Here is a 26,278-nt window from a genome sequence, read left to right as displayed (position 1 = left end):
GATTTCCCGGCAAAATGGATTGGATGGGTAACACGTATTTAACTATCAGTTTACATAAGTTTATGCTGTAGCCGGGGAATTGAAGATTTTTATTATACTTTTTTTCTACTATGCGGTAATTACAATGGAGCCAGCATCCTCTTACTTTGCATTTGCAATAATCATCTGAAGTTTTTTTTCATTATTAATCCTGATGCTTTTACCAAGCACACTGATCGTTTTGGAAGCAGTAAGCGTCTTAAAGAATTTAAAAACGGTTTCATAAGTACTTCCCGAATAGGACGCAATATCCTGTCGTGTTACGGGTACGGTAATGTATCCGTCTGAGTTCCTGCCGAATACTTCCTGTATTTCCAATATTGTTTCAGCAATCCTGGCGTTAACTTCCATAAGTGCAAGATTACGCATGCGCATTTCAGCTTTTTGCAATTCAGTGGTATAAAACTGAAGCAGCCTGTATGTAAAGCCATGATCTGCCTTAAGTGTTGTTTCAAGGAAACTGTTGGTGATGAAACAGGCTTTTGATTCTACCAACGCTGTAGCCGAAACAGGGTATAATTCCCCTGCAGCAAGGCCACGGTGTCCGAGTATGTCGCCTTCCCTTGTAAAACGGATGATCAATTCTTTCTCGCCAACCCATTGTTTGTGCACTTTTGCAGCCCCGGAATACAAAAAAAAGATACCATTTACCTTTTGGCCTTCCTTAAATAGCAATTCTCCTTTTTTAAATTGAATGGTTTTTTTCTTCGCAGCAACTACTTCCTTCCATTCGGGAATACAGTGTTTACACAAAAAACAGCTGCTCAGGTTACATTTTTCGTCCTTCATACCTTAGATTATAAAATATTGTATAAATAATAATAAAATCAATAATAATTATAAATAGCTATAAAATATATTGCTTAAGCAATATATTTGCAGAATCAGATGTCCATAAATATGTCCAGAATTGATGAAAGTACGCCCGTTTCCCCATCATTAGAGCAACTTTTTGGAAGGCAGCAGGTATCCAGGAAATTACCGGTGGACAAGCGGGTTTTCTACCTTACCATCCAGGCAGTTTTTAATGCGTTATTTATTGGTTTAATTGCAAAATTGCTGGTCTCACTCATTGCGTTGATTACCAATTTTGCTTTTTTTGGCAGGTTTTCAATTGAGTCATCTTCTCCGGCCGGCAATCATTTGGGCTGGTTCGTTATTTTTATCCCGGTTGCAGGGAGCCTGCTTGTAGGCTTAATGGCCAGGTTTGGTTCGAAAGCTATAAGAGGCCATGGAATTCCGGAAGCCATGGAAAAAATCATCCTGGAAGACAGTAAGATCCCACCGGTTATCACATTTTTAAAACCACTTTCAGCTGCCATATCAATTGGAACCGGTGGTCCCTTTGGTGCTGAAGGCCCTATCATTGCAACAGGAGGTGCGCTTGGTTCATTAACCGGACAGGCCATGCATATTTCACCTGCAGAAAGGAAAATTATACTGACAGCTGGTGCCTGCGCAGGTATGTCGGCAATATTCGGCAGCCCACTTGCGGCTGTACTGCTGGCAATAGAATTATTATTATTCGAATTTTCGCCCAGGTCCATAATACCTGTTGCGCTCGGATGTATTACAGGGGCTGGTATGCATATCCTGCTATTTGATAATAACCCTGTATTTTCAATGCCTGCAATTCCCGTTCCGTCTAATAGCGCACTAATTATATATGTTATACTGGGAGTATTAATTGGCATTATTGCATCATTTGTTTCAAGATCAGTTTATGCGGTGGAAGACCTCTTTGAAAAATTACCGATTCACTGGATGTGGTGGCCGGCACTAGGGGCAATTGCCGTCGGTATTACCGGATATTTTGCACCCCGTACTATGGGTGTAGGATATAATAATATTACTGATCTCCTGGCAGGAAGTTTGCCTTTGGGTATGTTATTAACCCTTTGTTTCCTGAAATATATTTCCTGGGTTATTTCACTTGGCAGCGGTACTTCCGGTGGTACCCTGGCTCCCTTATTTACAATTGGCGGTGCTTCTGGCGCATTGCTGGGAACTGCTGCTTTACATTTTTTCCCTTCATTGGATATTAACCTGCCAACTGCTGCACTTATTGGTATGGCAGCAATGTTTTCTGGTGCATCAAGGGCCTTTCTGACATCTATCGTATTCGCATTGGAAACAACAGGCCAGGTTAATGGTTTGTTGCCATTATTGGCTGCCTGTGCATCTGCATATTTTGTTTCCTTCTTTTTTATGAAAGGAAGTATTATGACAGAAAAGATTAAACGCAGGGGAGTAAAAACCCCGGATTCCTATGAGCCGGATGTACTGCAATTAACCAATGTGCTAAAACTTGTATCGGATATGCCTGCCGGTAAGGTTAACCTTCCGTATGTTTATACCACAGATGATGCTGGTCTTGCTGCCGAAATGATGGGTAAGTATAGCAAGGATACTTTACTTGTTTTGGATAATAAGGAGAGCAGGCAATCTGTTGGTGTAATTACTGCTGCAGCTATTTTGAAATACTATAGTGATCAAAAGAATAAAAACCATGTTTATGATTCTCCGGCCAGGACCAGGAAAATAATGGTGCATGGAAGGAAGCTGATGATGAAGATGCAGAGAAAGTAAAGGGTGAAAAAAAACACCATCTGCAAAGCAGGTTTAACTGGTTTGCCTGCCTGGCTGGCCTGCCGGGTACTTATTACGGAGGATCTGCATAATGCACTGATTGAATTTTCCCGGGAAGGTCATTAATGTTATGCATAGAGAGACTTCAAATTTGTTGTATATGAATAATAAAATTGAACCAGCTTTTCTAAAATGGACTTCGGGGAAAGTGAAGGGTTTTTGTGCCAAAGAATTAATCCACCTTGAAAACGGGAGTCTTAAACTGATTAAGATCGATCCTTTTGCAATTTACCCTGAACATATGCATCCCGATAAAAATGAATACGTTTATGTATTGGAAGGAAATCCTGAGTTTGCAATAGATAATGAATTATATAAAGGCCGGCCGGGGGATTTTTTTATTTTTCCGCAAAAGACCAACCATAATATCAGCAATCCTACTGAACTTAACTGTACCATTCTTGTAGGGGCTTTTAAGTCCGCTTCTTTTTAATCCGGATCTGTTTTATTTTATCGTGTCTTCTTTATTGTCAGGCTCTTACATGCTGGGTAGCTTTTTTTGTAGTGGAACCCATTGAGAGTTTCGCTAAAGCAAAAGCGCCGACTGCCATAACCAGGTCCCTTACGGCAACATCCAGGTTATGCAATTCGAAACAGGCAATCAATGAACGTCCAAACTCCTGATACAAAAGTTATTAATTCAGAACTGAAAGCTTTATTGGATGGCGCCATCCGTAAACTTCCGGAAAAGTACAGGATCGTTTTTGTAATGCGTGAAATTGAAAATATGAATGTTTCAGAAACCCAGGAATGCCTTTCTATCAGTGAAGTGAATGTGAAAGTACGCCTGAATCGTGCAAAAGCAATGTTGAGGGAATCTCTTGCTGGTTACTACAGGCGGGAAGATATTATGCATTTCCATCTCTCCAGGTGCAACGGGATTGTTGAAATGGTTATGAACCAGATTGAATTGATGTAAACTAATTACCCGTGTTTTAGCATCTGCATTTTTATAGGATATAAAATTAAACAAAAGCGCTATATGTTAAAATTATTTAATTATTTGAGCAGGAAAGCTAATAGCTAAGGTTCATTACTATCTATAATAAAAAATTGCAGTATGAAAAAAATTATCCTTTTTGTCATAATTGCCGTAATCGTTACTTCCTGTAGTAAAACTGTAGAAGGATTTAAAAGTGATTCTTTAAACAGTACAGCTACAGATGTTAATAATAGTCAGTCCTCCACAGGTGTTCCAACAGCAGTCCAGACTGCTTTTTCCGCAAAGTATCCAACTGCTACCGAGGTTGTTTGGTTACCAGATAATTGTTCTACCTGGAAAGTGCAATTTGATCTGGATAACCGTCAATGGAAAGCTGTATTTAAAGCAGATGGAACCTTTGTTTCTGAGAAAGTAATGTAGTTGTAATTCATTTTTCCTCTATTTATACCTGGCAGTTGTCAGTCAATTTCCAACCTGTCCATAATACCTTCAGGATCAGGGAAATGGCTTTAATAATAGTCGTTTCCAATTCTATAGAATAAGATATATTTAGGGTTCTATAGAATAGTAAATATGAGTTTCCTGCAGGGTAGAAATATTGTCATAATCGGCGGAACCACCGGCATCGGTTTATCTGCTGCTAAAGCATTTGGTGCCGCCGGCGCAAGTATTGTCGTTGTCGGGAGGAATAGTGAAAGCGCCGAAAGGGCAAAAACTGTTTTAGGGGAAAATTCAATTGCCCAAACTGGTGATGCGGCAAATCCTGATACCGCGATAACTGCTATTCATACCTGCATCCACCAATTCGGAAGCTTCGATGGGTTATACCATGTGGCAGGCGGCAGCGGCAGGAAAATGGGCGATGGCCCTTTGCATGAGCTGACTTTAGAGGGCTGGAATAAAACAATGGAATTGAATCTTACCTCATTAATGTTATCCAACCAGGCGGCAGTGAATAAATTCCTGGAGCTTAATAAAGCAGGGACAATTTTGAACATGGGATCAGTGTTGGGTTTTTCTCCATCCCCTGAATATTTCACGACCCATGCGTATGCTGCCGCAAAGTCGGCAATCATTGGTTTTACCAAATCAATTGCAGCGTATTATGCCAAAAATAATATCCGGATTAATGTAATCGCCCCGGCACTGGTTGAAACGCCAATGGCTCAAAGGGCAGCAAATGATGAAAAGATTTTATCTTTTATCAGCACAAAACAACCGTTGGATGGTGGTAGGATAGGACAGCCTGAAGACCTTGACGGACTGGCAATTTATTTTATGAGCGACCTGTCTAAGTTTACAACCGGACAAGTGGTGGCGGTAGACGGTGGCTGGTCCATCAGCGAAGGACAGTGGAAATAAATTTTATATGAGCTCATTTGCAATTGGAATTGACTTAGGCGGCACAAGGATTAAATCAGTAGCAATAGATGCTGATGGGCATATTTTGCATGAAAAATATCACCCAACAAATGATGGGGATGACCTGGGGTGGAAAATAACAGTTGCCTCAGCAGTAAAGGAATTGCAGTCTGCCTTAGGAACTCATAACCTCAATGTGGGTTTATCCGCGCCGGGTTTGCCGGATAATAAAAATACCTGCATTGCCTGTATGCCTGGCCGTATGCAGGGGTTGGAAAATTTTAACTGGTCCGAATTTTTACACCAGGAAACTTATGTACTAAATGATGCGGTCGCAGCCATGATCTGTGAAGCAAAATTCGGCGCGGCAATAAATAAAAAAAACGTGGTGATGCTGACCCTGGGAACAGGTGTTGGCGGTGCAATATTGATCGATGGTAAACCCTACCAGGGTGCTATGAACAAAGCCGGGCATATTGGGCATATGGTTATTAATGACGAAGGCGAACCTGATGTAACAGGTATGCCCGGTAGCCTGGAAGACTGTATCGGCAATTGTACAATCAGTAAAAGGAGTGAAGGGAAGTTCAACTCAACGTATGAATTGCTGGAAGCTTACAGGAACGGTGACGGCTTTGCAAAGGAAGTCTGGCTGAAATCAGTAAGGCAGTTAGGAGTAGGGCTTGCCTCAATAGCGAATATCCTTTCCCCTGAACTAATTGTATTAGGAGGCGGAATAACACAAGCAGGGGATGCTTTATTTCTACCCCTTAAACATTTCATGAAGGAATTTGAGTGGCAACCTCTTGGAAAAACAACTGAAATTGAAAAGGCAGTTTTTGGGGATATGGCTGGTGCGATTGGCGCCGCCTGCTTTGCAATGAAATAACAGATAGTAATAAAAATATACAATGACCTTAACAGAAACCTACCTTGATAAGTGTACTGAAATAATTAATAGGGTAAAAGCACAACAGCCCCTGATCCTGCAGGCCGCACAATGGTTTGCCGAAAGCATACTGGCCGGAAGGGTCGTCCATCTTTTTGGTACAGGCCATAGCCGCATAATGGTGGAGGAAATGTGGCCGCGGTATGGTTCATTCCCCGGCTTCAATCCAATTGTTGAGTTATCCTTAACCTATCATAATAATGTGACAGGCGCTAACGGCCAGCGCCAGGCGATGTTTCTGGAAAATGTGCCCGGACTTGCTGAAAGGATATTGCGGAATTTTTCAGTAAGCCCGGTTGATTGTGCACTGGTTGTTTCTTCCAGCGGAACGAATATTGTGCCTGTTGAAATGGCGGAACTTTTTCAGCTTAATAAGATTAAAACCGTGGCTTTAATCACAAGAGACCATTCTGAAAAAAGCCTGAGTAAAAGGACTGATGGAAAAAAACTTGGTGATTTTGCCGATATTGTTTTAGATACCGGCGCGCCGGTTGGGGATTCTATGATATATATTGATGGACTGGAAACACCTGTATCACCCGGTTCTACAGTTGGTGGTGCCATGATCGTAAATTGTATTAAGGCTGAAGTGGCAAGATTGTTAACCCTTGCCGGCCAGCCTCCTTTCGTATTAACTGCACAGGCAATTGTAGGGGCTGATAAAGCGAAGCAATTGTTTGAAGCAGCATATGATGAACATTCACACAGGCTCGCCAGGCTATATGCGGATGCCGGTAAATAATTGACAGATTCCCTGGTATTGAAGAATTTTTAAAAAAATAAAGACATGCAAACAATCCCTATTCGGACCACGGTTATTGGCAGCTACCCATTTCCGGGCTGGCTTGAATTTGCTACAAAGAATTTGAGCCAGTTTGGCAAAGCCGATATTGAAGAAATGATTGAAGATGCGGTGATTGCTGCAATACATGACCAAACCACGGCAGGACTGGATGTTATTACCGACGGCGAGCAGACAAGGCTTGACTTTAATTTATCTTTTTATGGATACATAAAAGGAATTGAAAACAATGATACGGAGACCAGGAAATTCGGTCCGCCAGCCCATGACCAACGCGGAAAAAATAATATTGTCGGGGACCTGGTTGCTCCAAATGGATTGGGTGCTGTAAAAGAGTTTCAACGCCTGCAGAAACTGGCACCATCCGGACCAACATTAAAAGCAAGTGTTCCTGGTCCTTATACTCTTAGCGGAAGACTACTGCCGAATGATAAATACAAGGACCGATATGATATTACGGAGGCATTGTTGCCGTTGATCAGCAATGAGCTGGAAGCTCTGGTGGCAGCTGGTTGTGCGGAAATTACAGTTGATGAGCCCAGCATGAGCTGTTATGCATACAAAGAAGACACAAAACGCTTTGTTGATATTTTCAACCGTACTGTAAAATCAATCGTTGGCAAATGTAATCTCAGTACACATTTGTGTTTTGGGAATTTCAAGGGCCGGCCGGTTGGATATAGAAGTATTAAACCCATGCTTCCGGATTTTTTGGATTTGAATGTTGATGAAATCCATATCGAGATGGCCAACCGCGAATTTTCTGAAATTGAATTATTACAAACATTTGCAGAGAAAATGAATGTGGCTGTCGGGATCATTGATGTCAAGAATTATTATATCGAAACAGTGACGGATGTAGTGGAGAGGATTAACCGTTGCCTGAAATATATTCCTGCCGAAAAGTTATCCGTAGCCCCGGATTGCGGATTAAGCCAGACTGCCAGGTGGGCTTCAAGGCAGAAACTGATCAATATGGTTAAAGGTGCTAAAATGGTAAGGGAAAGTTTATGAACCTTGTACCAGCCATAAAGAAAGACCTGGCCCTGGTTGCAGAAATGGATGCATCATTGAAAGATGAGCACCATTTTTACCTATGGTGGCTTGGGCAAAGCGGTTTTTTGTTGCAGTGGAGGGGTAAAAGGATATTAATTGACCCATACCTTTCTGATTCCCTGACAAAAAAATATGCCGCAACTGATAAGCCGCATACCAGGATGAGCGAACTGGTTATAAAACCTGCACTGCTGAAGAATATTTCAATTGTCACTTCCAGCCATAACCATACGGACCATCTGGATGCTGAAACCCTGATCCCTGTATTAGAAAATAATCCCGGGATAAAATTTATCATCCCCGAGGCCAACAGGAGTTTTGTGGCAGAAAGGGTAAACTGTGCAATAGGTTTTCCTGTTGGATTGAATGATAAACAATCGGTAAGTTTTGATGGATTTACAATTCACGGCGTACCGGCCAAACATAATGAACTGGACAGGGATGAACTGGGGAATTGTAAATACATGGGATATGTAATTGAATTTGGTAATTATAAAATTTACCATAGTGGCGATACACTTTGGTATGAGGAAATGGTTAACCTGCTGAAGCCATTCTCAGTGGATGTCGCACTTCTTCCCATCAATGGTAATAAACCGGAAAGAAAAGTAGCCGGGAATTTAGATTGCAGGGAAGCCGCTGAATTGGGAAAAGCAATTAATGCCGGCTTTGTAATTCCCTGCCATTATGATATGTTCGAATTCAATACGGCAGATGTAAACGATTTCATTATTGAAGCAAATAAAATCAATCAGCCCTTTAAGGTTTTAAGGGGTGGCGAATGTTTCATATTATAAAATAAATAATATAAGTAAGATATTTTCGTGCTGGTTACAAATCCGGTTACAGGGTTTACTCATTAATAATTATCTATTAAAGCAGTAAAAAAACCAACATGAAAAATTTAGCCATTTTAATGATTCTTATCAGCGCCATTACTTCCTGCGACAAATTCATGGTCAACCCCAATATTTCTGATGATTCATCCCAAATTGTTAAATCAAATGTTCCATCACCGGTAATTAATGCATTTAATGCAAAATATTATCCCACAGCATCCCGAATGGAATGGCAAAAAGAAGATGGGAATACCTGGAAAGTAAAATTTTATTTCGGTGGACTCCGCTGGGAAGCAATCTTTACTGAAGCCGGAACCTTTATTTCAGAAAGGGTAAATTAATTACCCCGGGAATCACTATTTTTCTTTCTCATACACTGCTTTCAGCTTTCCGCTTTTCACAGCACGTTTAAATACCTCATGGTCTTTTTCGTTCTGGTCGGCATAAGCAACAGAGAAATTTGCAATAGCTTTGTCGAATACATCGCTCTTCCCCAAATAACCACTTATCATGGCAGATTCACCTGCCCGCGCATGGGATAGTGCCAGCGCCCAACCACACCAATCAGCAATAGTTTTAAAATCTTCTTTTCCGAAAATCTCTGCGCGAAAACTAACCTTAATATCCCGGAGTTGCCGGACAAAGAAATCCCTTCCCATATCACCCCTTGTCCAGCCAAGGAAAATATCACTGTATGGTTGCATCGTCCTGTAACCGTTTACAATCCGCTGTCCATGGTTAGGGTAAATGCTTTTGCCAGCGTAAGGCTCCATCACGGAACTATTTGCCTCTTTTACCTGGAGAAAAAAAGGATGCCCATCACCATCCATAAGTAAAAGAACCCAGCAGGCGGTACCTACGCTGCCAATGCCGACTACCTTAATTGCGGCGTCTTTCAACTCGTAGCGATCAAGCAATAGCTGGTAAGAAGGAGCCAGGCTTTCGCGGTAGCGTGCAAATGTGTTTTTTACTACGTCCTGGATCTGCCCCGGGGTGTGGTCCTTCCAGTGGAAAATTGACGGAAGTTGGTCTTTTATAACGGCATATTCTCCCGTATTTTTTGCCAGTTTTGGAAAAATCTCTTCAGCCCTGCTTTTTTGACGCTCTTCCGCAAGTCGTTTGATCAACCTACGCTGGACTTCGGGATCTTTTATTGTCGTAGTAAGCATATCAGCATCCAGGGAATAATACCAGAGTTCCATCGGGTTCATTTCGCTGAACTCATTCATTCTTTTGCGGTATGAGTTGGCACATATTTCTGCAGCATCTTTTGCAGAGGATTCGCTTAAGCCATTATTACGGCAGCCGATGATGAAACTTGTTGCCAGGCGTTTAAGGTCCCATTCCCAGGGGCCGGGCAAGGTTTCGTCGAGATCATTAATTGATAAAATTATCCTTCTTTCGGGGGTAGCAAATCCGCCGAAATTGAGCATGTGGGCATCTCCGCAGCATTGCACACGGATGCCTGAGTTAGGGGTGCTGGCAAGGTCTGCAGACATGCTGAGGGCCGAGGCCCGGTAATAGGTAAATGGCGATTCTACCATGCGCCCGTGGCGAAGCGGAAGCAGTTCGGCAACGCGCCCCTTTTCAGATTGCTCCACAAACTGGACAGGATCAAGCCGGTCAGAAGGCGCCTTCCACTTTTCGTGGAAATTGCGCGGGCAAAGCTCCCGCCTCGTTTTGCCTATTGCATAACTTTCTGCCCTCGAATAGTGCTTTTCAAAGGCCACAGTATGTAATTCCTCCTTTTGATTTTTGGGTTGTTTTTTTTCAATGCCTGCCTTAGTAGTACTCATGATTTTTGTTTAAATGGCATTATAAATCAATTAGTATGTTGCATTAACAAATTACAAGTTAGCAGATACTACTAATACCAATAATGACCTTCGTCATATTAGGTAATAAGGTTACTCAATGCATTAAAACCAGGAATAGGTCCAGCCCAGGGAAAAACTCTCGAAATCTGTCCCAACCACAACAATTGCCCCCCTGCTATAGGCAAGCCTCAAAGCACTTTTCTTTCCTGTTGGAAGCATTAGTGTGAGCCCGGTGCGAAAATTGGATAACCTGTCATCCTTTGTTATGCCCTCAATAGAAGAATTACCCCCGACATAATACGTTGTATTAATTGCCGCCCAAAAATTGGGCCTGATATTGTAACTGATATGCCCCTGGAATGCACCGATCGGATCCTGGCTGCGTAGGCTATGTCCGGAGTAATAGGATGGGTTATTGGTATATAGCCAGACTGCGGCATACAAATCGAGCAGCCATTTTGATTTAAAAGGTTGGGAAAAGGCAAGCTCAGGTTTGAATCCCCATCGGTTAGCGCCTATATTGATTATCTTGTCGGGAAAGTATTGGCCGGTTGGTGCCTGGATGGTAAGGCTGGCCCCTAGTACAGTATGACCTGCTTTTCTCTTTGCAAAATCACGAATGTTAGTGGCTGGCGCTCCCAGGAAAAGTACCGACATCCGCATGCGCATATCTGCAAGCCCTGTACGGTTTTCAGTCCGCTGTTCCCCATTTAATGTAGCAGTAGCCTGGGCCTTTGTATAAGGTAGTACTGCGTATGCCTGGGCGCTTAGCCCGAAAAAGTTGAATGTGCGGGCCAATCCTAATGAGAGAGTTGCGATTTTACCATGAAGGTCTTTGATAGGGATTGACGGGTCGGTAACCACATCACCTGTAGAATAGTTTGCGCCTGGTGTGATAGCGGTTACGTTTATAGGAAGCCATGTATAGGCCCTTGGTTCAAGGTCCTGGGCCCTCACAGCAAGCCTGCTGCCCATTATGAATACGATGAGAATACTTGCCTTTTTAAAAAATCCTTGCATCTATCGTTGAATATTATTAAGGTATCAAAAATCTCCACAAAAAATTACAACAATTATGTGAATAGTCAAGTAACCGAATGATTTTAATCATTAGGTACAATTTTTTTACCTTGAAGAATAATTAACCTGGCAGTATGAAAAATATAATCTTGTTTGTGCTGGTGATACTATCTCTTTCCTTTAGCGCAAGATCGCAAACGGATTCATATGCCGTTTATGCCATAAGGTTTGCTTCAATGGGAAAGCCCACACCGGTTTCGGCCTGGTCCGACCAGGCGCCGGATAAGGACAGCGTAAACATTGATTTCATGGTTTGGTTAATCAAAGGGAAGGATGGGAAAAATATTTTATTGGATGCCGGTTTCCTGAATGACATTGAAGACGCAAAGGATTTTGGCGTAGTGAATTATGTACGACCGGATTCAGCCCTGGAAAAACTTGGACTAAAAGCCGCGGATATTACAGACATTATTATCAGTCACCCGCATTGGGACCATATTGACGGCTCGGGTTTATTTCCTAACGCGCATGTATGGATGCAGAAAGATGATTTTAATTATTTTGTGGGTTCAGCCTGGCAGAAAGATGGCGACCATGGCGGGTTTAATCCACGGGATGTAAGGCTTTTTACCGACCTGAACCTCGCAGGCAGGCTAACGTTGGTGGATGGTGATAATAAAGAGATAATTCCTGGTATAAAAGTATTTACCGGTTCCCGGCATACTTTTAATTCGCAGTATGTTCTGGTTGAAACAGGTAGTAAAAAAATTGTGCTGGCTTCTGATAATATCTGGGTGTATTATAGCCTCGACCATTTAGTACCAGCATCAAAAGGCGGCACACTGGATAATGCGGGTTATGTAAAGACTATGCAAAGAATGAAGACCCAGGCATCAGGCGTAAAGTATATTATTCCCGGGCATGATGCAAAAGTGTTTTCAATATTCCCTGCAGTTGCATCCGGGGTTGTTGCAATAAAATAATAGGCCGTGATTACCCACTATGGTCAATGTATCGCCACGGGCACATTATACAATGCCTGGTTGGTTTCCCTGAACTTTGCTTCTGGCATTTTTAATATTTTCCGGTCATAGGTAAATATGCCATTGGTCTCGTTTTCCACATCGGTGGTCTGTGTGTAAATGGCGGCTGACAACCCCTTTTTGATCATGGCAGGAATCCGCTTCACCAGTTCATCATATCGCTTAAATAATTCTTCCTCGTTCGTAAAAGTTTGGTAGCCCCAGTTTTCTTTTGGCGTCCATACATGGTCGTTGACGGGCAATCCAAGCCCGCCGAATTCGCCCAATACCAATGCGTATTTTTCGCCAAAGAGTTTCGGGCTTGGCATGGCTGGTTCGGGATAGTTGTGGAGATCAAGGATGTCACCACCATCATAAAAATTACCGCCGCTGGCACTGTTTACCAAACGGGAGGCATCTTCTTCGGCAGTCCATTTTGCAATTTCAGTAGTCTTGAATTGTCCCCAGGCTTCATTGAAAGGGACCCATACAACAATGGAGGGAAAATTATATAAAGCATTCCTGATCGCGGACCATTCTTTCCGGTAGATATTTTCAGAAGCCGGGGTCCGTTCCATTTCAGTACCCAATCCATCAATACCGGGACGCGGTTCCCAATTACTGCCATCATCACCATTAGGCATATCCTGCCATACCAGCATCCCGATCTTGTCGCAATGGGCATACCAGCGGGCCGGCTCCACTTTCACGTGCTTGCGGATCATGTTAAAGCCCAGTTCTTTGGTCTTGTCGATATCAAACCGAAGGGCCTCATCAGTAGGGGCGGTGTACAAACCATCAGGCCACCAACCCTGGTCGAGCGGGCCAAACTGGAACTGGAATTTATTGTTGAGCAGGATCCGTTTTACCCCGTTCACATCTTTTGCACTTGAAATTTTACGCATGGCAAAATAGGTGCCGACCTGGTCTGCTACTTTCCCTTTCCGTACCAATGCAATAGATAAGTCATATAGGTACGGGGAATCGGGTGACCAGAGTTTGGGGTTCTTTATGGGTATCGTGAATGCTGTGTTGATACCGGCTACATTTTTAGTAATGGCCTGTTCGCCCCCAATACTCACCTTGAGTTGGTCTCCGGCACTGAAATTATTCAATTGCACAGATAGTCGTAATTGTTCCTGGTCAATATCCGGGGTTTGCCTGGTGGCGATGATATAATCAGTGGGCACCATTTCAAGCCACACCGTTTGCCAGATGCCGGTTACAGAAGTATACCAGATGCCATGTGCGTTGACCATTTGTTTACCAACGGGCTGCGGGCCATCATTGGTAGGATCCCAGACTTTCACGGAAATGGACTGCATTTTATTTTTTGAAAGAAGAGGCGTGATGTCGAAACTAAACGGATCATAGCCCCCTTCGTGTATTCCTGCCTGTTGGCCATTTACAAAAACTGTGCATTGCCAGTCAACCGCGCCAAAATGTAATAAGACCCTTCCTTTCCGTTGTGACACAGGGATTTCTATTTGGGTTGTATACCATAACAGGGAGTCTTTGCCTACGGTACGGCCAACACCCGAAAGCGATGACTCTACCGCAAAGGGCACCAGGATAGATCCTTCCATCGTTTGTGGTTGCTTCTCCAGTGTTTTGGGAACAATGGCATATTGCCATAAGCCATTAAGGTTTTTCCAGGAGCTGCGGGTGAGCTGCGGCCGGGGATATTCCGGCAGGGGTTTTTTGTAGTCAAGTTTTTCGCCCCAGCTTGTCTGGATATGTCCGCCTGCTGGTTTCCATTCCTGGGCGCGCAGGTTAAACGTGAATGCACAAAGGCAGATTAATGCCAGAAAATACCTGGTCATACTTATTCCCATTTGACTATTAATTTCTTATTAAAGATGTTATGATTTTCACAGGGCCTGCTACTACCTGGAAATTCTCTGTAATTATTTGCTCACTTATTGCATATTTTATGTCATCCCCATCCATGTTTTTCATTACACCCCCGACCTCAGTAATTATTAAACCAAGCGCGGAAATATCCCAAACTTTAGTATGTAAATTCAGGACCCCTCCGAATTTTCCTTCTGCAACATACAGGAAATCAAGAAGGCAATTTGTCGATCTTATATTTCTTGATACCTTAAGTAAATGCTTATAGGTTTCAAGGCCCCTGTTTAATAAATCCTGATCCAGTGTGTCATCCATGCAAAAAGCAAACAATGAATCTTTCAGGTCCTTATTATTCAGCATGGGCAGTTGTTCCCCATTCCTGAATGCGCCCTTACCTGCTTCTGTAATATAAAGTAAATCCTGCACCGGCAAATATGCCCCGCCCATAATGGGTGTATTTTGTTTAAAGAGTGAAATTAGCACACCGAACCAGGGTATGCCGGCTGCGAAATTCGATGTTCCATCCAAAGGATCAATGATCCATGTATATTCAGAATTATGGTTGGTAAATCCGCTTTCTTCTGAAATTATGTTGTGCGTTGGAAACGCTTCGCTGACCAGTTTTATAATTTGCCTTTCACTTTCAAGATCTGCTGCTGTAACTACACTGCTGATAGATTCCTTTTGTATAGTGACCAATGGCGTATTGAAATATCCGAGCAGGGTTTTGCCTCCAAGCTTTAAAGCAGCGATCAATATGTCTTTCATGGGAAAACTCATGATCTCAGTTTCTGTCCCTTAGGGTCATATATTGGTCCCCGGACAATATCACCCGGGATCCAGTTCCCGAATACGAGTATTTCAATTTTATTTCCTGCGATTGCCTGTTCCACCGGCAGGTAAGCGAAGGCTATGGAAAAGCGGGTGCTTGCCCCGTACCCACCTGAAGTTACCCTTCCTGAAACTTTTCCATTCAGCCTCACCGGCTCATTACCAAGTACAACTGCCAGTGGGTCTTCCAGTTTTATGGTGACCAGTTTCTTTTCAATATGTTTTGCCAACATTGCTTTTTTGCCAAGGAAGTCTTTGTCTTTTGCAACCGCAAAACTTAAGCCTGCTTCAAAAGGCGTGACGTCCGTACTTATATCAGAACCCCAATAGAGATACCCTTTTTCAGCCCTTAAGGCATCAATCGCTTTATAGCCACAGGCAACCATGCCAAATTCCTTTCCTGCTTCCCAAATTAGTTCCCATAGAGCCATGCCATGTTTCACGTCAGCATAAATCTCATAACCTAATTCCCCGACAAATGTTACCCGCACCAACTGTACAGGGTAATCACCAAGTTTGATTTCACGCATACTCAGGAAGGGCATCGCCTGGTTTGATAAATCGGCACTGGTGATTTTTGACAGCATCTCACGGACTGATGGTCCCCATACACCAAAACAGGTGAGCGAGGCCGTTACATCATTCAGCACAACAGATCCATCCGAAGGTAAATGATCCGTAAGCCAGGCGGTATCGTGACTATTCAATGCTGTCCCTGAAATCATGCGGAAGGTATTGGCATCAACCTGGGTAACTGTTACATCACTTTCGATGCCGCCATGTTCATTCAGCATTTGCGTGTAAGTGACATGTCCCGGGCCTTTGCTTATTTTATTCGCGCATAAATATTCAAGGTATCCTGCAGCACCGGGACCTGTTATTTCAATTTTTGAAAAAGAGGATTCATCATACAGTCCAATCTTTTCGCGGGTTGCCAGTGCTTCTGTTATAATGGCTGTACTCCAGTTTTTCCCTGCCCAGCCTGTTGGCCTTAATGGTTCATACGATGGGTTTTCATTCTCTGTATAGTAATTCACCCTTTCCCATCCTGATTTCTCCCCGAAAAAGGCGCCATGGTTTTTATGCCATTCATAGGCCGAGCTGATTTTTAAAGGCCTTCCTGATTTACGGTCATCACCGGGATAACGGATATCATAATACGATTCATAGTTTTCAACTACCCTGGCCAATGTGTAGGAATACGATTTGTATTGTACGCCAAACCTGCGGACATCCATTTCCCACAGGTCCATTCCTGGTGAACCATCCAGCAACCAGGTTGCCATCTCCCTGCCGACGCCGCCTGCACCAGCTATGCCGTGGGCACAAAAGCCGGCAGCAACAAAAAATCCTTTTACAGAAGTTGGGCCGAGGCAAAATTCATTATCGGGAGTAAAGGCTTCCGGTCCATTAATTACTTTGCTGATAGGAGCTGTAGCCATTGCTGGTACCCGCATTGCCGAATTGACCATGATTTCTTCAAACCGGTCCCAGTCTTCTGTGAGCAATTTTCCATTAAAATCTTTGGGCACGTTGTCAACGAGGTTTTGGTCAAGGAATGAAGGGGCGGATTTTCTTTCATAGCCACCCATTACAAGTCCTTCTCCGGATTCCCTGTAATAAACAAGGTTATCCGGATCGCGCAACGTGGGTAGCCTCACGTCGCCTTTTGATACTTTCCTGAATGCAGCTGTATACAGGTACTGGTGACTCATGGGAATGATCGGGATGCGCACATCCACCATGCGGCCTATTTCTGCTGTATATAAACCACAGGCGGCAACAACCATTTCAGTTTCTATAGTCCCACGGTCCGTAGTAACCGAAACAACCTGGTTGCCTTTTTTATTAATTGCCGTAACCCTTGTTTGCTGGTAGATTTTGACACCCATCCTTCTCGCTTCATTGGCAAGGGAAAAACATAACAGGCTTGGGTCCAGGTAACCATCAGTAGGAAGGTAAGTAGCCCCCAGAACACCCTCAGTGGACATTAGGGGAAATAATTCCTTTGCTCGTTCAGCTGTTATTTCTTCAAGCGGTAAGCCAAATGTTGTGGCCCAGCCAACCTGCCTTTTCAATTCCTGCACACGTTCCGGGGTGCAGGCCAGCCTTATTCCACCGCATTCAACCCAGCCAGGATCTGTTTCCGGGTCTTTCGACAGCTTCCTGTACAATTCAGCGCTGTACATCATCATTGAGGTAAGGGTAACAGACCCCCTTAACTGGCCGACTAGTCCCGCTGAATGGAATGTTGAACCACTTGTCAATTCACCTCGTTCAACGATAACTACATCGGTTTCGCCTTTCAGCGCAAAATGGTACGCAATTGATGCGCCTGCTACACCGCCACCAATAATTACAATCCTTGCCTTGTCCGGAAAATTGCTCATGGAACTTGTTTGTTTCGGTTAATATTGATTTAATGCGTTAAGTACTTTAATATAACGATCTCCGGTGAGTTCGGGTAAAACTGAGTCCCATTTTTTCTGTCCCCAGCTCCTGAAATCAAAATCAATAGAAGATGCTGCTTCCTGGATTGAGGCCCACATTACCCAGCCAAATCTTGCAATCATCGACCAGGCCATTGCCCTTGCAATTTTCGATGGCAGGTGATTTTGCCAGTAGGCATCACAGAGTTTGGCCAGTTCCCCATCACTTAATACTGATTCACTTGCCAGGTTCCCGATCTCAAAGGAGGGTTCATTTTGCGCGGCATATTCATAATCGATGATCCATATCTTGTTTCCATCCTGCATGAAATTTTCTGCAAGCAGGTCATTGTTGCATGGAACAGTTTCTTCAGGATTAGCTGCCAGTTTTTTTTCTAAGGCTATTACCAGCGGTTGAAGAGTTAAGTAGCCTTCCGGAAGGTAAAAACCATTTTGTAAAACGGTTTCAAGGTACCGGGTCCTGACTTTCGGGAAATTGAATTCGCCCTCGAATTTTGGGCCTGAATGTAACTTCCTTAATGCAGCTGCAATTTCAATAAGGAGCCCGGGTTGTGACTTGAAATCTTCCGCATGTAATGTTCTTGCATTGATCCATTCTATGACCAATACTTTTTCGGCAGGTAAAAAATCAATAACGGCAGGACCAACACCGGCCTGGTGTGCCCTTTCCGTATTTATTTTTTCAAATTTTCTGTTTATGCCAAGCAGGTTTGCTGAATTGTCACTGACCCGCATAAAACAAGGGCCGTTTGGTGTATCAACGCGATAATTGGTATTTGTTAATCCGCCTTCCAGTTTTTGTATGCCTGTTGCACCGCCAAGTGCCGGGATCTTCGTTATGAGGAGACTTGCATCCTTTGGTATTAAATTAGGGCTGCGCCGCGTCATAATTATTTAAATTGTTCTTTTAGGACCTGTAAACCATTTTTTGGCGGATAGTGTCCAGTAAAGCCATAAGAAAATTAAATTAATTCCCATTAGGATGGGCGCATAATTGACCGCGATCCAGGTGAATTCCTTATTCCCCGGAATGGCAGCCGGCTCAAAGGGCATGATGAAGTAAAAACACACTATTACAATTTCAAGAATAGCCACAAGGTTCATCCATTTGTATTTGTTACCGAGGTTCCATTCACCCGGCGTAAATTTATTTCCTTCACGCCAGCGCAACCAGATAGGGATCAGGAAGGCAAGGTATAATCCAATAACTCCTATGGATACAACCGCATAAAATGCACTGGGTATTCCCCTTGGACTTTTCCAAAGTGCCGGCAATGTTATCAGGACACCAATTAGCGCCGACATTAAGACCGCATTTACCGGTACATGGTCTTTATTCACTTTCGCCCATTTTTTGTGCCCCGGCACGGCACCATCCCTGGAGAAAGCAAATAGCATCCTTGAACAGGAAGTAAGACAGGCAACTGCACAAAATAATTGCCCGACAGTTGAAATGACCATTACCAGCATGAACATACCCGGACTTAACGAACTGTATAAAATCGCTATTACTGAACCTGCTCCATATGGATTTACAGCAGTATCAAATGAACTCACTTGTTCTGGATTTGTTGCTGCAAATAGAAAGGCCAGCAACAAAATATAACCACCAATAGCAGAATAAAAAATAGACTTCCATATTCCATTGGCTGCAGTAAGGTGGGCGCCATGGGTTTCTTCTGAAAGATGCGCTGATGCGTCAAAGCCGGTAATGGTATATTGTGTTAACAGGAAGCCTAATGGCAAAACAAAAAGCCAGTAAGTAGCGCCCCCTGCAAAGCCTGAATTGTTTATCTGCGTCGTATAAATCCATTTCAGGCTTTGGTGCTGGGTGGGGGTGAAGAGGAGTATGGCAATTATTACCGCAGCCCCGAATACATGCCACCAGACCGAAATATTATTTAAAACGGCCTGCACATGACTGCTGAAAGAATTAAGTATGGTGATAACGACCATTATTGCAACAAAGAGGAAAAATTGCTGGTTGATTATGTCGCCGCTTAAAAAATTGGTCGCATAGCCCCGGGAGTAAGTCCCCAGGATTATATTTAAAAATGTAGCAGCACCATATATAACCGAAGCATTAACTGCCAGCAGTCCGATTAAATTAAGCCAACCGGCAAAGAAACCCGCTTTTGGGCCGCCTAATTTTGAAGCCCACCAGTAAATACCGCCCGAAGTCGGATAAGCTGAAGCGAGCTCAGCCATACAAAAACCGATAATTAAAATAAAGATTGAAATGATAGGCCAGCCAATTGAAATAGCGATCGGCCCACCGTTATTCCAGGCCTGGCTAAACGTAGTGAAGCAGCCACTGAGGATTGAGATAACTGAAAAGGAAATAGCAAAATTCGAAAACCCCGACCAGGACCTGTTTAGTTCCTGTTTATAACCAAGGGAGGCAAGCAAAGTTTCTTCTTTTGAATCGTTGTCATCCTCAGTATTATTTATGGTTTCCTGGTTTTGGGGCATATTTTTAATCTATGTTAACCGGCGCTGTATTAAGCTACACATTTATTCTGGTTCAAACCCCTTAAAAGCCTTGCAGTCTGTCTGCAAGGCTTTTGGGAAGGAGAAGAAATTATATCGGCGTTTTAATAGCCCCAGCCTTTCATGATAGCCAGGTCTTCTTTTACGCAATCCAGTGGAGCTTTGCCCTGGTATGCTTCCTGTTCAATGATGAAATGTTTGGTCCCCCATTTGCGGCCCAGGTCAATTATTTCCTTAACGGGAACGGTACCCTTGCCGAGAATGGTAGATTCATATTTTTCATTACCGCCGGCAGAAACAATTTCATCCTTCACATGCATGGATTCAAACCTGCCGGGATATTTCTTCATGATATCCAATGCCTGGGCGCCGCCATTGACCATATTCCCAATGTCGAGCTGCTGCATCACCAGCCGGGGATCTGTTTCGGAGAGGATTATATCAAATACGGTACGGTCGCCTAACTTTTGCGAGAATTCGAAATCGTGGTTGTGGTAACCATATTTCATGCCTGATTTCTGGCAGAGTTCACCACATTTGTTGAACAATTCCAGGAAGCCTTTTAAATCTGATTCTGTTTTCCTTTTGTCTTCCTGCAGCCAGGGACTGATCACAAATTTCTGCCCGCAGGTAGCAGCATCTTCCACTGTATATTTCCAAACATCTGTGAAGTCTTTTTTTGTGGCATCCCAATGATCGGCGGTCATAACCGTATGGCCGCTGGGCATTTTTAAGCCAAGGTCGTCCAATACTTTTTTAAATTCTTTGGCGGGCCATCCGTAGAATTTACGGTTGATGTAGTTGGCATGTTCAACATGTTTGTAGCCCATTTTAGACAAGGCCTTGAGGGTACCCATTGCGTCTTTTTTCATTTCGTCGCGAACGGAGTACAGCTGCACACCGGTGAGTTCAGGGAGCGCGCTGCCTGAAGACATTGCCGCCATCATACGGCTGGAAAGGAAAGTGCTGCCGGCGATGGTAAAACTGGTTTGCTTTAAAAATTTTCTGCGGGAAATAGACATAGCAATATTTTATTTGGAAGTTACAAAAACCGGGGAATAAAAGTGGCTAATCTTTATGGTCTGCAGTCCGGAACTTACCCCTGTTTCAATGATGGTAACCTGCTTAATCCATGTGCCATCTGCGTTTAATCCTGCGTAAAGAGATTTTTTCGCCCTATATAAGCCTTACTTGTTTTGAAAATAATCCTGTTTTACCTTTCATCAGTTGTTTAATATTTTTTTGATTTTTTTACAGAAAATTTTGTCTTTTCATTCTTTTATGGTTTTAAGTTTATTATTTAGTTTTAATCTTTTAAATGAAAGGGAAAAGGCATTACTGGGGCTTTAAGGTTTTTGAACCCTGGTTTTCCCCGAAGGCTGGATGGAGGGCTGGATGAAGGATGTCCTGCATATGGAAAACTGGCTTCGTATTCAGCTAACGGAAACTAACAACGAAAAAAATATGAAGTAATATGACTTTAGCGGGATTTGTCGTTTGATCTGCTACATTGATTCGGAATTAAATAAACATGGAATTCAAAAATTGGTTAATAGTTAAAACAAAAAATCAAAAACATGAAAAAGAAAATTTTAGTAAGCTTGTTAATGTTGGTAACTATGAGAATTTTCGCACAAAACAATATGGTAACAATAAGTGGCGGTTACTCATCGGCAAATATTGAGGACGTTGATGCAAGAGCAACAGGCTGGCGACTAAACGGGTTATATGAATTTAAAACACAATCCAGCAAAGTTGCTCAGGGATTATCAATTGGATATATGAGTATTGCTGCGACCTCAAGTTCTGCTGATGGAAAAATTACAAGTACAATCAATTCTATCCCGATATACTATGCTCCAAAATATTTGTTTGGTAAGGACAAATTCAAGGGATTTGTTAAAGGTGCCCTCGGTATGCAGTTTGCTAGTCTTAAAAGAGAGGGGGCTTTAAGTGTAAGTAGCAATGATTTTGGATTTTATGGGGGAGCAGGTGCCGGAATTATGTTATTTATTAGTGAGAAAATTTTCGTTAACGGTGAATATGAAATAGCATGGGCATCAAACAGTTGGTATAGGGATGGATGGATCAGTAGTGCAATGGGAGGCATTGGTGTCAGGTTTTAGTGAAGTAATCATTTACTTTTCGCTTGAAAAAAGTTCGGGTTCAATTCAGCAGAATTACCCGAACACTTGCATGGAATTATGGTAAATACCTTGGACACAACAGTGAGTCATAGTGTGCTAAAGAAAATGATTTAAAAAGTGCCATTCTCCAAATATCAGGTAAGGATGGAATGATTTGTTGGTAAAGGAACTGGCAAATCCGATTGGTGCACTCATCAGTTTTCCCTTTCAGGATTGTATGGATGTCGGAATCCGGGACAATAATTGTTTGTGAAATGCCCTCAATTTTTAAGCCATGGTGCCGTTTAATTTGAGCCATGGAGTTAGACTTATAACAAGGTGTATTCTACCTGTAATATTGCAAAATGAAATTATGGTTGAAAATACCCGGCAAAGCGGGCTTTCTGAAGAATTGGTAACTGGATAGATTTCCAATAGAGTAATAAATAAATGGATTTATATGGGGGGTAGTGACAGCTTTTTTGATTCCTGCAGCAACCAATGATGTACTGGGAACAAAAAAAATAGGGTATTGGTCCAACCGCAATAGTTTTAAAACAAAACAAGTGATGGGCAGTAGGTCTTCTCGTTAATCAACTATAGTTGGTTGCAGGTTCTGAAAGCACATCCTTTTTTTCAGCAAGCGGGCTAATCATTCCTGAAGGGCCCTAATGCGCCAATGCCCTGCCGTTATATGCCATTATACCGACACACTTCAAATGACAAATTACCTTCTTACAACCTTGAACGCTATATTACGACCCTGACCTTGCATTATCGCAAGATTAATCCAGGAAAGTGCAAATTTTTCTAACAGTTCAACTTTATCGGCCTTGCCAAAATCAAGACAAGAACCAAAACCTGCATCTAAAGCTAATTGTGTGGCTACTGACTTTGCCTTTTCACTATCGCCAGCCATAAACATATCTATACCTTCGCCATTATAGACAGGGTTAAGCATATTCTCAAAGCCAGTGCTATTAAAACATTTTACAATTTCAGCTTTGGTTTTATCGGCCAGGCAATGATAAACTGTTTTGTAAGGATCGGGTGCTTGACGAACTGAATTTGTTGCATCGATAATAATTTTTCCGGAAACATCGCCCAATTGTTCAATGATTTCAAAAATGACTGTGGGTGGCACTGCTATCAAAATAACTTCTGATTTGGCAACCGCTTCGCTAATTGAGAAAACTTTTGTGTTATTGTTTTTTAGTAGTTCAATGCCTTTAAAACTACTGACATTTTGGACACCCAAATTTATGGTGTGTCCTTTTTTTGACCAATTAGTAGCCAATGCGCCACCAACATTTCCTGTACCTATAATGGCTATATTCATTTCTAATAATTTTATTATGAAACTCTTCGGGTATAAAATGCTATACGGGTATTCCAATAAAAATAATAAAAGAAAAACAAACCGATACCAAAGTCAATGGAATAGGTGTAAAACACAAAATGGCAGGGATTATATTGCTTTACTGTACCATCCTGTTGTAAGGAATTAATTTCATATCGGCCTAAATATGCCTTCTCAGTAGATAAAATGCAAAAACATTACAACCCCATAAAGCATTACTGCCTGCCAGGAAAATAGCACCATATTCCCTGGCATTGGCATCTGATAATATTTTGGTATTTTCAAGTATTTTGTTGAACGAATTTTGTTGCTTATAACCCAGCTAAATAGCATCCTGAGCCGAATAACCACCTGCATCAGATGGGTTAGAGTAACCGTAAATTTCTAACTGTCCACCTTCGGTTAAAACCAGATTAACTTCATAGCCTGCTTCATGGAATACAAGAAGTGGGTGCGTAGGTTCGGCAGCCCATTTTTTATTTTTAATTTTATTTGTCACAGTGCTTTTTGTGTTTTTACCATTAGCCCGACTGCCGGTCTGGTGACGAATCTCCAGGAACTTCAAATTTTCAGGAATCAGAGTGAAGGCATATTCTTTTATGTACATGATGCCGTTGGGTATGTGCTTTATATACGTACCAATTCTCAAACCTTGTTTTCGTTTCGGAACATGCATTTCAAAAGCCTCTTGCCATCACCTGGCAACTACGACGGCTCGTCAGCAACAATCATTTCAAATACGAATAAATCGCGGAACATACGTTTCTGATAAGGCTGTAAAAAAGCTGGACCCCAAAATAAATTCATCCAAACGGCTGTCTGCGATCCTTATTTTTTCTATTTTTCTACGCCAGTTATTTCCGGTGACTACATGATCCTCCTAAACATATAGAAGCTGATTTGGAGTATGAAAACATTTCAGGTGTTCAGCCTTTATAAGATTTAACTTTGAAAAAATTAGTAAAAGTAAATTACTGGTGGGAATGCAAGTCGATAAAAAAATTGTGGCAAGGCTCCTGAAAGCAGGCAAAGAGTATAAAACAGGAGATACAACGATTACTGCCTTGCAGGCTACTTCTATAGATCTGAAATCAGGCGAACTTACCCTGATCATTGGGCCGTCCGGTTCAGGTAAAACCACTTTACTTTCACTTTTGGGTTGTGTTATTTACCCCAGTTATGGAGAAGTTTGGATTGATGAAGTACAGGTAAATGAGCTCAGTGAAAAAAAACTGGCTAAGATCAGGTTACAGAAAATCGGATTTGTATTTCAGAAATTCAACCTGATAGCACCTCTCACGGCACTTGAGAATGTTATGATGCCCCTGCAGCTTCAAGGCTTTACCGACAAAGAAGCTAAAGGGAAAGCAACAGAAGCACTCATCAAAGTAGGTATGGGGGACCGGCTTAAAAACCTGTCCGGCGATTTGAGTGGTGGCCAGCAACAGCGTGTTGCCATCGCCAGGGCACTTGTTACAAATCCGGAAATGATGTTATGTGACGAGCCTACAGCCTCATTGGATATAAAAAGCGTCAGCATCGTGATGGAAGAACTGAAGTCCCTGGCAAGGCATGGGAAAGCAGTTGCTGTAGTAACCCATGACAGTCGGTTGAGGCCGTTTGCCGATCGTATAGTATATGTCAGTGATGGCGCGATCAGCGACAAGCCCATAGAGGATGAAATTGCATATCAATAAATTTGTAATATGGAGAGGAATATATATATCGTACTTGTGATTTTCCTTTTCGCCGGATGCAGCAATCCCAACTTAAATGAAAATGCTTCGGCAGATGCAAAGGCAGCCGTTGCACAGGTAAAAGTCAGTCAGGTGGTGGGTATTGGAAAAATTGAACCTGAATTTGATATCATCCAGTTATCTTCTCCCGTGAGTGGTATTGTAAAAAAAATAAATAAGCGTGAAAATGATTCAGCAAAGGCTGGGGAAATAATACTTGAACTGGACCATGAGGTGGAGGATGCCAAAATCAAACAGTTGGTAAGCCAGGTAAATACGCAATATGCCCAGGTAATAGCAGATGAAGCTGCCATCCAGGAATACCAGGCGAAATATGATAATGCGATTTTGGAACTTCAGAGACTTCAAAAGTTGCTAACGAAAGGAGCTGAAACGCAACAAGCAGTTGATGATGCCAGCACCAATATGCAGTCGTACCAGTCTAATCTAAGCAGGCTTCGGGCGATTGCTGATGTTTCCAAAAGAAGGTTGGCAGAAACAAAAGCTGCATTAGTGGTATCAGAACGGGAAAGGGATCAGAAAATAATAACCTCGCCGGTGAATGGAAAATTGCTGGAGATCAGCACACTTATTGGTAGTTCAATTGATAGCAAAGAGGCATTTGCACAAATAAGCCCCCGGGGGAAAACCATTGCCGTTTGCGAGATCGATGAATTGTTCGCAGATAAAATGATGGAAGGACAGAAGGCATGGATCCGCAATATGGGTTCTCTGGATACGCTGACCACCGGAACAGTTTATTTTACGGCGTCATTTATGAAGAAGAAATCATTATTTACGGATCAGGCAGGAGAAAAAGAGGACCGAAGGGTGAGAGAAATAAAAATTTTACTGGACCAGCCCGCAAAATTATTACTGAACGCAAGAATTGAATGTGTTATCGATATTTCAGTAACTCAAAAACAATAACAA

The 26,278-nt window shown here is 42.5% G+C and carries 25 protein-coding genes; 14 read left to right on the top strand and 11 right to left on the bottom strand.

All coding sequences use genetic code 11. From position 1 onward, the window contains the following. Positions 1 to 141: 141 nt before the first annotated feature. Positions 142 to 828: a Crp/Fnr family transcriptional regulator gene (locus LAQ65_RS07670; RefSeq protein ID WP_224116360.1), complete on the bottom strand. Its 687-nt coding sequence runs from the start codon at positions 826 to 828 to the stop codon at positions 142 to 144. 111 nt (positions 829 to 939) lie between these two features. On the opposite strand from LAQ65_RS07670, the gene LAQ65_RS07665 reads away from it, so the two are divergent. The 10 genes from LAQ65_RS07665 to LAQ65_RS07620 all read left to right on the top strand — a co-directional run bounded on the left by LAQ65_RS07665 (position 940) and on the right by LAQ65_RS07620 (position 8,980). Continuing rightward, positions 940 to 2,628, top strand: coding sequence for a chloride channel protein (locus LAQ65_RS07665; protein WP_224116359.1), 1,689 nt, complete (start codon positions 940 to 942; stop codon positions 2,626 to 2,628). A gap of 160 nt (positions 2,629 to 2,788) precedes the next feature. Further along, positions 2,789 to 3,121: a cupin domain-containing protein gene (locus tag LAQ65_RS07660; protein WP_224116358.1), complete on the top strand. Its 333-nt coding sequence runs from the start codon at positions 2,789 to 2,791 to the stop codon at positions 3,119 to 3,121. Between the two features lie 171 nt (positions 3,122 to 3,292). Beyond that, entirely contained in the window at positions 3,293 to 3,607 is a 315-nt protein-coding gene (locus LAQ65_RS07655; protein ID WP_224116357.1) for a sigma-70 family RNA polymerase sigma factor, read from the top strand. Positions 3,608 to 3,748: 141 nt separating this feature from the next. Continuing rightward, positions 3,749 to 4,051 carry a hypothetical protein gene (locus LAQ65_RS07650; RefSeq protein WP_224116356.1) on the top strand — a complete coding sequence of 101 codons (303 nt, stop codon included), beginning with the start codon at positions 3,749 to 3,751 and terminating at the stop codon, positions 4,049 to 4,051. A 153-nt stretch (positions 4,052 to 4,204) separates the two neighbouring features. After that, positions 4,205 to 4,993 carry an SDR family NAD(P)-dependent oxidoreductase gene (locus LAQ65_RS07645; RefSeq protein ID WP_224116355.1) on the top strand — a complete coding sequence of 263 codons (789 nt, stop codon included), beginning with the start codon at positions 4,205 to 4,207 and terminating at the stop codon, positions 4,991 to 4,993. A gap of 7 nt (positions 4,994 to 5,000) precedes the next feature. Further along, positions 5,001 to 5,882 carry an ROK family protein gene (locus LAQ65_RS07640; protein ID WP_224116354.1) on the top strand — a complete coding sequence of 294 codons (882 nt, stop codon included), beginning with the start codon at positions 5,001 to 5,003 and terminating at the stop codon, positions 5,880 to 5,882. A 22-nt stretch (positions 5,883 to 5,904) separates the two neighbouring features. Continuing rightward, positions 5,905 to 6,684: a sugar isomerase domain-containing protein gene (locus tag LAQ65_RS07635; protein WP_224116353.1), complete on the top strand. Its 780-nt coding sequence runs from the start codon at positions 5,905 to 5,907 to the stop codon at positions 6,682 to 6,684. A gap of 45 nt (positions 6,685 to 6,729) precedes the next feature. Then, complete coding sequence (locus LAQ65_RS07630) at positions 6,730 to 7,758, top strand: cobalamin-independent methionine synthase II family protein (RefSeq protein WP_224116352.1); 1,029 nt, start codon at positions 6,730 to 6,732, stop codon at positions 7,756 to 7,758. Next, complete coding sequence (locus LAQ65_RS07625) at positions 7,755 to 8,597, top strand: MBL fold metallo-hydrolase (RefSeq protein WP_224116351.1); 843 nt, start codon at positions 7,755 to 7,757, stop codon at positions 8,595 to 8,597. Before LAQ65_RS07630 ends, LAQ65_RS07625 begins: the two co-directional genes overlap by 4 nt. A 98-nt stretch (positions 8,598 to 8,695) precedes the next feature. Continuing rightward, positions 8,696 to 8,980, top strand: a complete 285-nt coding sequence (locus LAQ65_RS07620; RefSeq protein WP_224116350.1) for a hypothetical protein — start codon at positions 8,696 to 8,698, stop codon at positions 8,978 to 8,980. Between the two features lie 15 nt (positions 8,981 to 8,995). Here the strand turns inward: LAQ65_RS07620 and LAQ65_RS07615 are convergent, their stop codons facing one another. Further along, the gene (locus LAQ65_RS07615) at positions 8,996 to 10,435 is read right to left on the bottom strand and encodes a DUF2252 domain-containing protein (RefSeq protein ID WP_224116349.1); all 1,440 of its coding nucleotides are present in this window, start codon (positions 10,433 to 10,435) and stop codon (positions 8,996 to 8,998) included. Between the two features lie 123 nt (positions 10,436 to 10,558). Continuing rightward, entirely contained in the window at positions 10,559 to 11,476 is a 918-nt protein-coding gene (locus LAQ65_RS07610; RefSeq protein WP_224116348.1) for a transporter, read from the bottom strand. Positions 11,477 to 11,610: 134 nt separating this feature from the next. On the opposite strand from LAQ65_RS07610, the gene LAQ65_RS07605 reads away from it, so the two are divergent. Next, the gene (locus LAQ65_RS07605) at positions 11,611 to 12,459 is read left to right on the top strand and encodes an N-acyl homoserine lactonase family protein (RefSeq protein ID WP_224116347.1); all 849 of its coding nucleotides are present in this window, start codon (positions 11,611 to 11,613) and stop codon (positions 12,457 to 12,459) included. A 23-nt stretch (positions 12,460 to 12,482) separates the two neighbouring features. Here LAQ65_RS07605 and LAQ65_RS07600 read toward each other — a convergent pair whose 3' ends face one another. The 6 genes from LAQ65_RS07600 to LAQ65_RS07575 all read right to left on the bottom strand — a co-directional run bounded on the left by LAQ65_RS07600 (position 12,483) and on the right by LAQ65_RS07575 (position 21,145). Next, positions 12,483 to 14,321, bottom strand: coding sequence for a glycoside hydrolase family 2 protein (locus tag LAQ65_RS07600; protein ID WP_224116346.1), 1,839 nt, complete (start codon positions 14,319 to 14,321; stop codon positions 12,483 to 12,485). Between the two features lie 19 nt (positions 14,322 to 14,340). Next, a complete protein-coding gene (locus LAQ65_RS07595; protein ID WP_224116345.1) occupies positions 14,341 to 15,132 on the bottom strand; it encodes an inositol monophosphatase family protein in 792 nt (263 codons plus the stop codon). Then, positions 15,129 to 17,573, bottom strand: coding sequence for a GcvT family protein (locus tag LAQ65_RS07590; RefSeq protein WP_224116344.1), 2,445 nt, complete (start codon positions 17,571 to 17,573; stop codon positions 15,129 to 15,131). Before LAQ65_RS07590 ends, LAQ65_RS07595 begins: the two co-directional genes overlap by 4 nt. A gap of 18 nt (positions 17,574 to 17,591) precedes the next feature. Then, on the bottom strand, positions 17,592 to 18,521 hold the full coding sequence (locus LAQ65_RS07585) for a choline kinase family protein (protein WP_224116343.1): 930 nt from the start codon (positions 18,519 to 18,521) through the stop codon (positions 17,592 to 17,594). Positions 18,522 to 18,527: 6 nt separating this feature from the next. Continuing rightward, on the bottom strand, positions 18,528 to 20,105 hold the full coding sequence (locus LAQ65_RS07580; protein ID WP_224116342.1) for an amino acid permease: 1,578 nt from the start codon (positions 20,103 to 20,105) through the stop codon (positions 18,528 to 18,530). Positions 20,106 to 20,227: 122 nt separating this feature from the next. Beyond that, the gene (locus LAQ65_RS07575; protein WP_224116341.1) at positions 20,228 to 21,145 is read right to left on the bottom strand and encodes a sugar phosphate isomerase/epimerase family protein; all 918 of its coding nucleotides are present in this window, start codon (positions 21,143 to 21,145) and stop codon (positions 20,228 to 20,230) included. Positions 21,146 to 21,700: 555 nt separating this feature from the next. Between LAQ65_RS07575 and LAQ65_RS07570 the strand changes: the two genes are divergently transcribed. After that, positions 21,701 to 22,249 (top strand): outer membrane beta-barrel protein, encoded by a 549-nt coding sequence (locus LAQ65_RS07570; protein WP_224116340.1) that lies wholly within the window; start codon positions 21,701 to 21,703, stop codon positions 22,247 to 22,249. Between the two features lie 727 nt (positions 22,250 to 22,976). Here LAQ65_RS07570 and LAQ65_RS07565 read toward each other — a convergent pair. Both LAQ65_RS07565 and LAQ65_RS07560 read right to left on the bottom strand, forming a co-directional pair. Further along, the gene (locus LAQ65_RS07565) at positions 22,977 to 23,588 is read right to left on the bottom strand and encodes an NADPH-dependent F420 reductase (RefSeq protein WP_224116339.1); all 612 of its coding nucleotides are present in this window, start codon (positions 23,586 to 23,588) and stop codon (positions 22,977 to 22,979) included. Positions 23,589 to 23,931: 343 nt separating this feature from the next. Then, positions 23,932 to 24,216 (bottom strand): type 1 glutamine amidotransferase family protein, encoded by a 285-nt coding sequence (locus LAQ65_RS07560; protein ID WP_224116338.1) that lies wholly within the window; start codon positions 24,214 to 24,216, stop codon positions 23,932 to 23,934. A gap of 376 nt (positions 24,217 to 24,592) precedes the next feature. On the opposite strand from LAQ65_RS07560, the gene LAQ65_RS07555 reads away from it, so the two are divergent. Both LAQ65_RS07555 and LAQ65_RS07550 read left to right on the top strand, forming a co-directional pair. Further along, positions 24,593 to 25,306: an ABC transporter ATP-binding protein gene (locus tag LAQ65_RS07555; RefSeq protein WP_224116337.1), complete on the top strand. Its 714-nt coding sequence runs from the start codon at positions 24,593 to 24,595 to the stop codon at positions 25,304 to 25,306. Positions 25,307 to 25,315: 9 nt separating this feature from the next. Continuing rightward, entirely contained in the window at positions 25,316 to 26,275 is a 960-nt protein-coding gene (locus LAQ65_RS07550) for an HlyD family secretion protein (RefSeq protein WP_224116336.1), read from the top strand. Positions 26,276 to 26,278 lie beyond the last annotated feature (3 nt).

The organism is Flavihumibacter profundi, from assembly GCF_020076305.1.
GTDB classification, from domain to species: domain Bacteria; phylum Bacteroidota; class Bacteroidia; order Chitinophagales; family Chitinophagaceae; genus Flavihumibacter; species Flavihumibacter profundi.
This window is presented reverse-complemented; position numbering and strand designations above follow the sequence as displayed.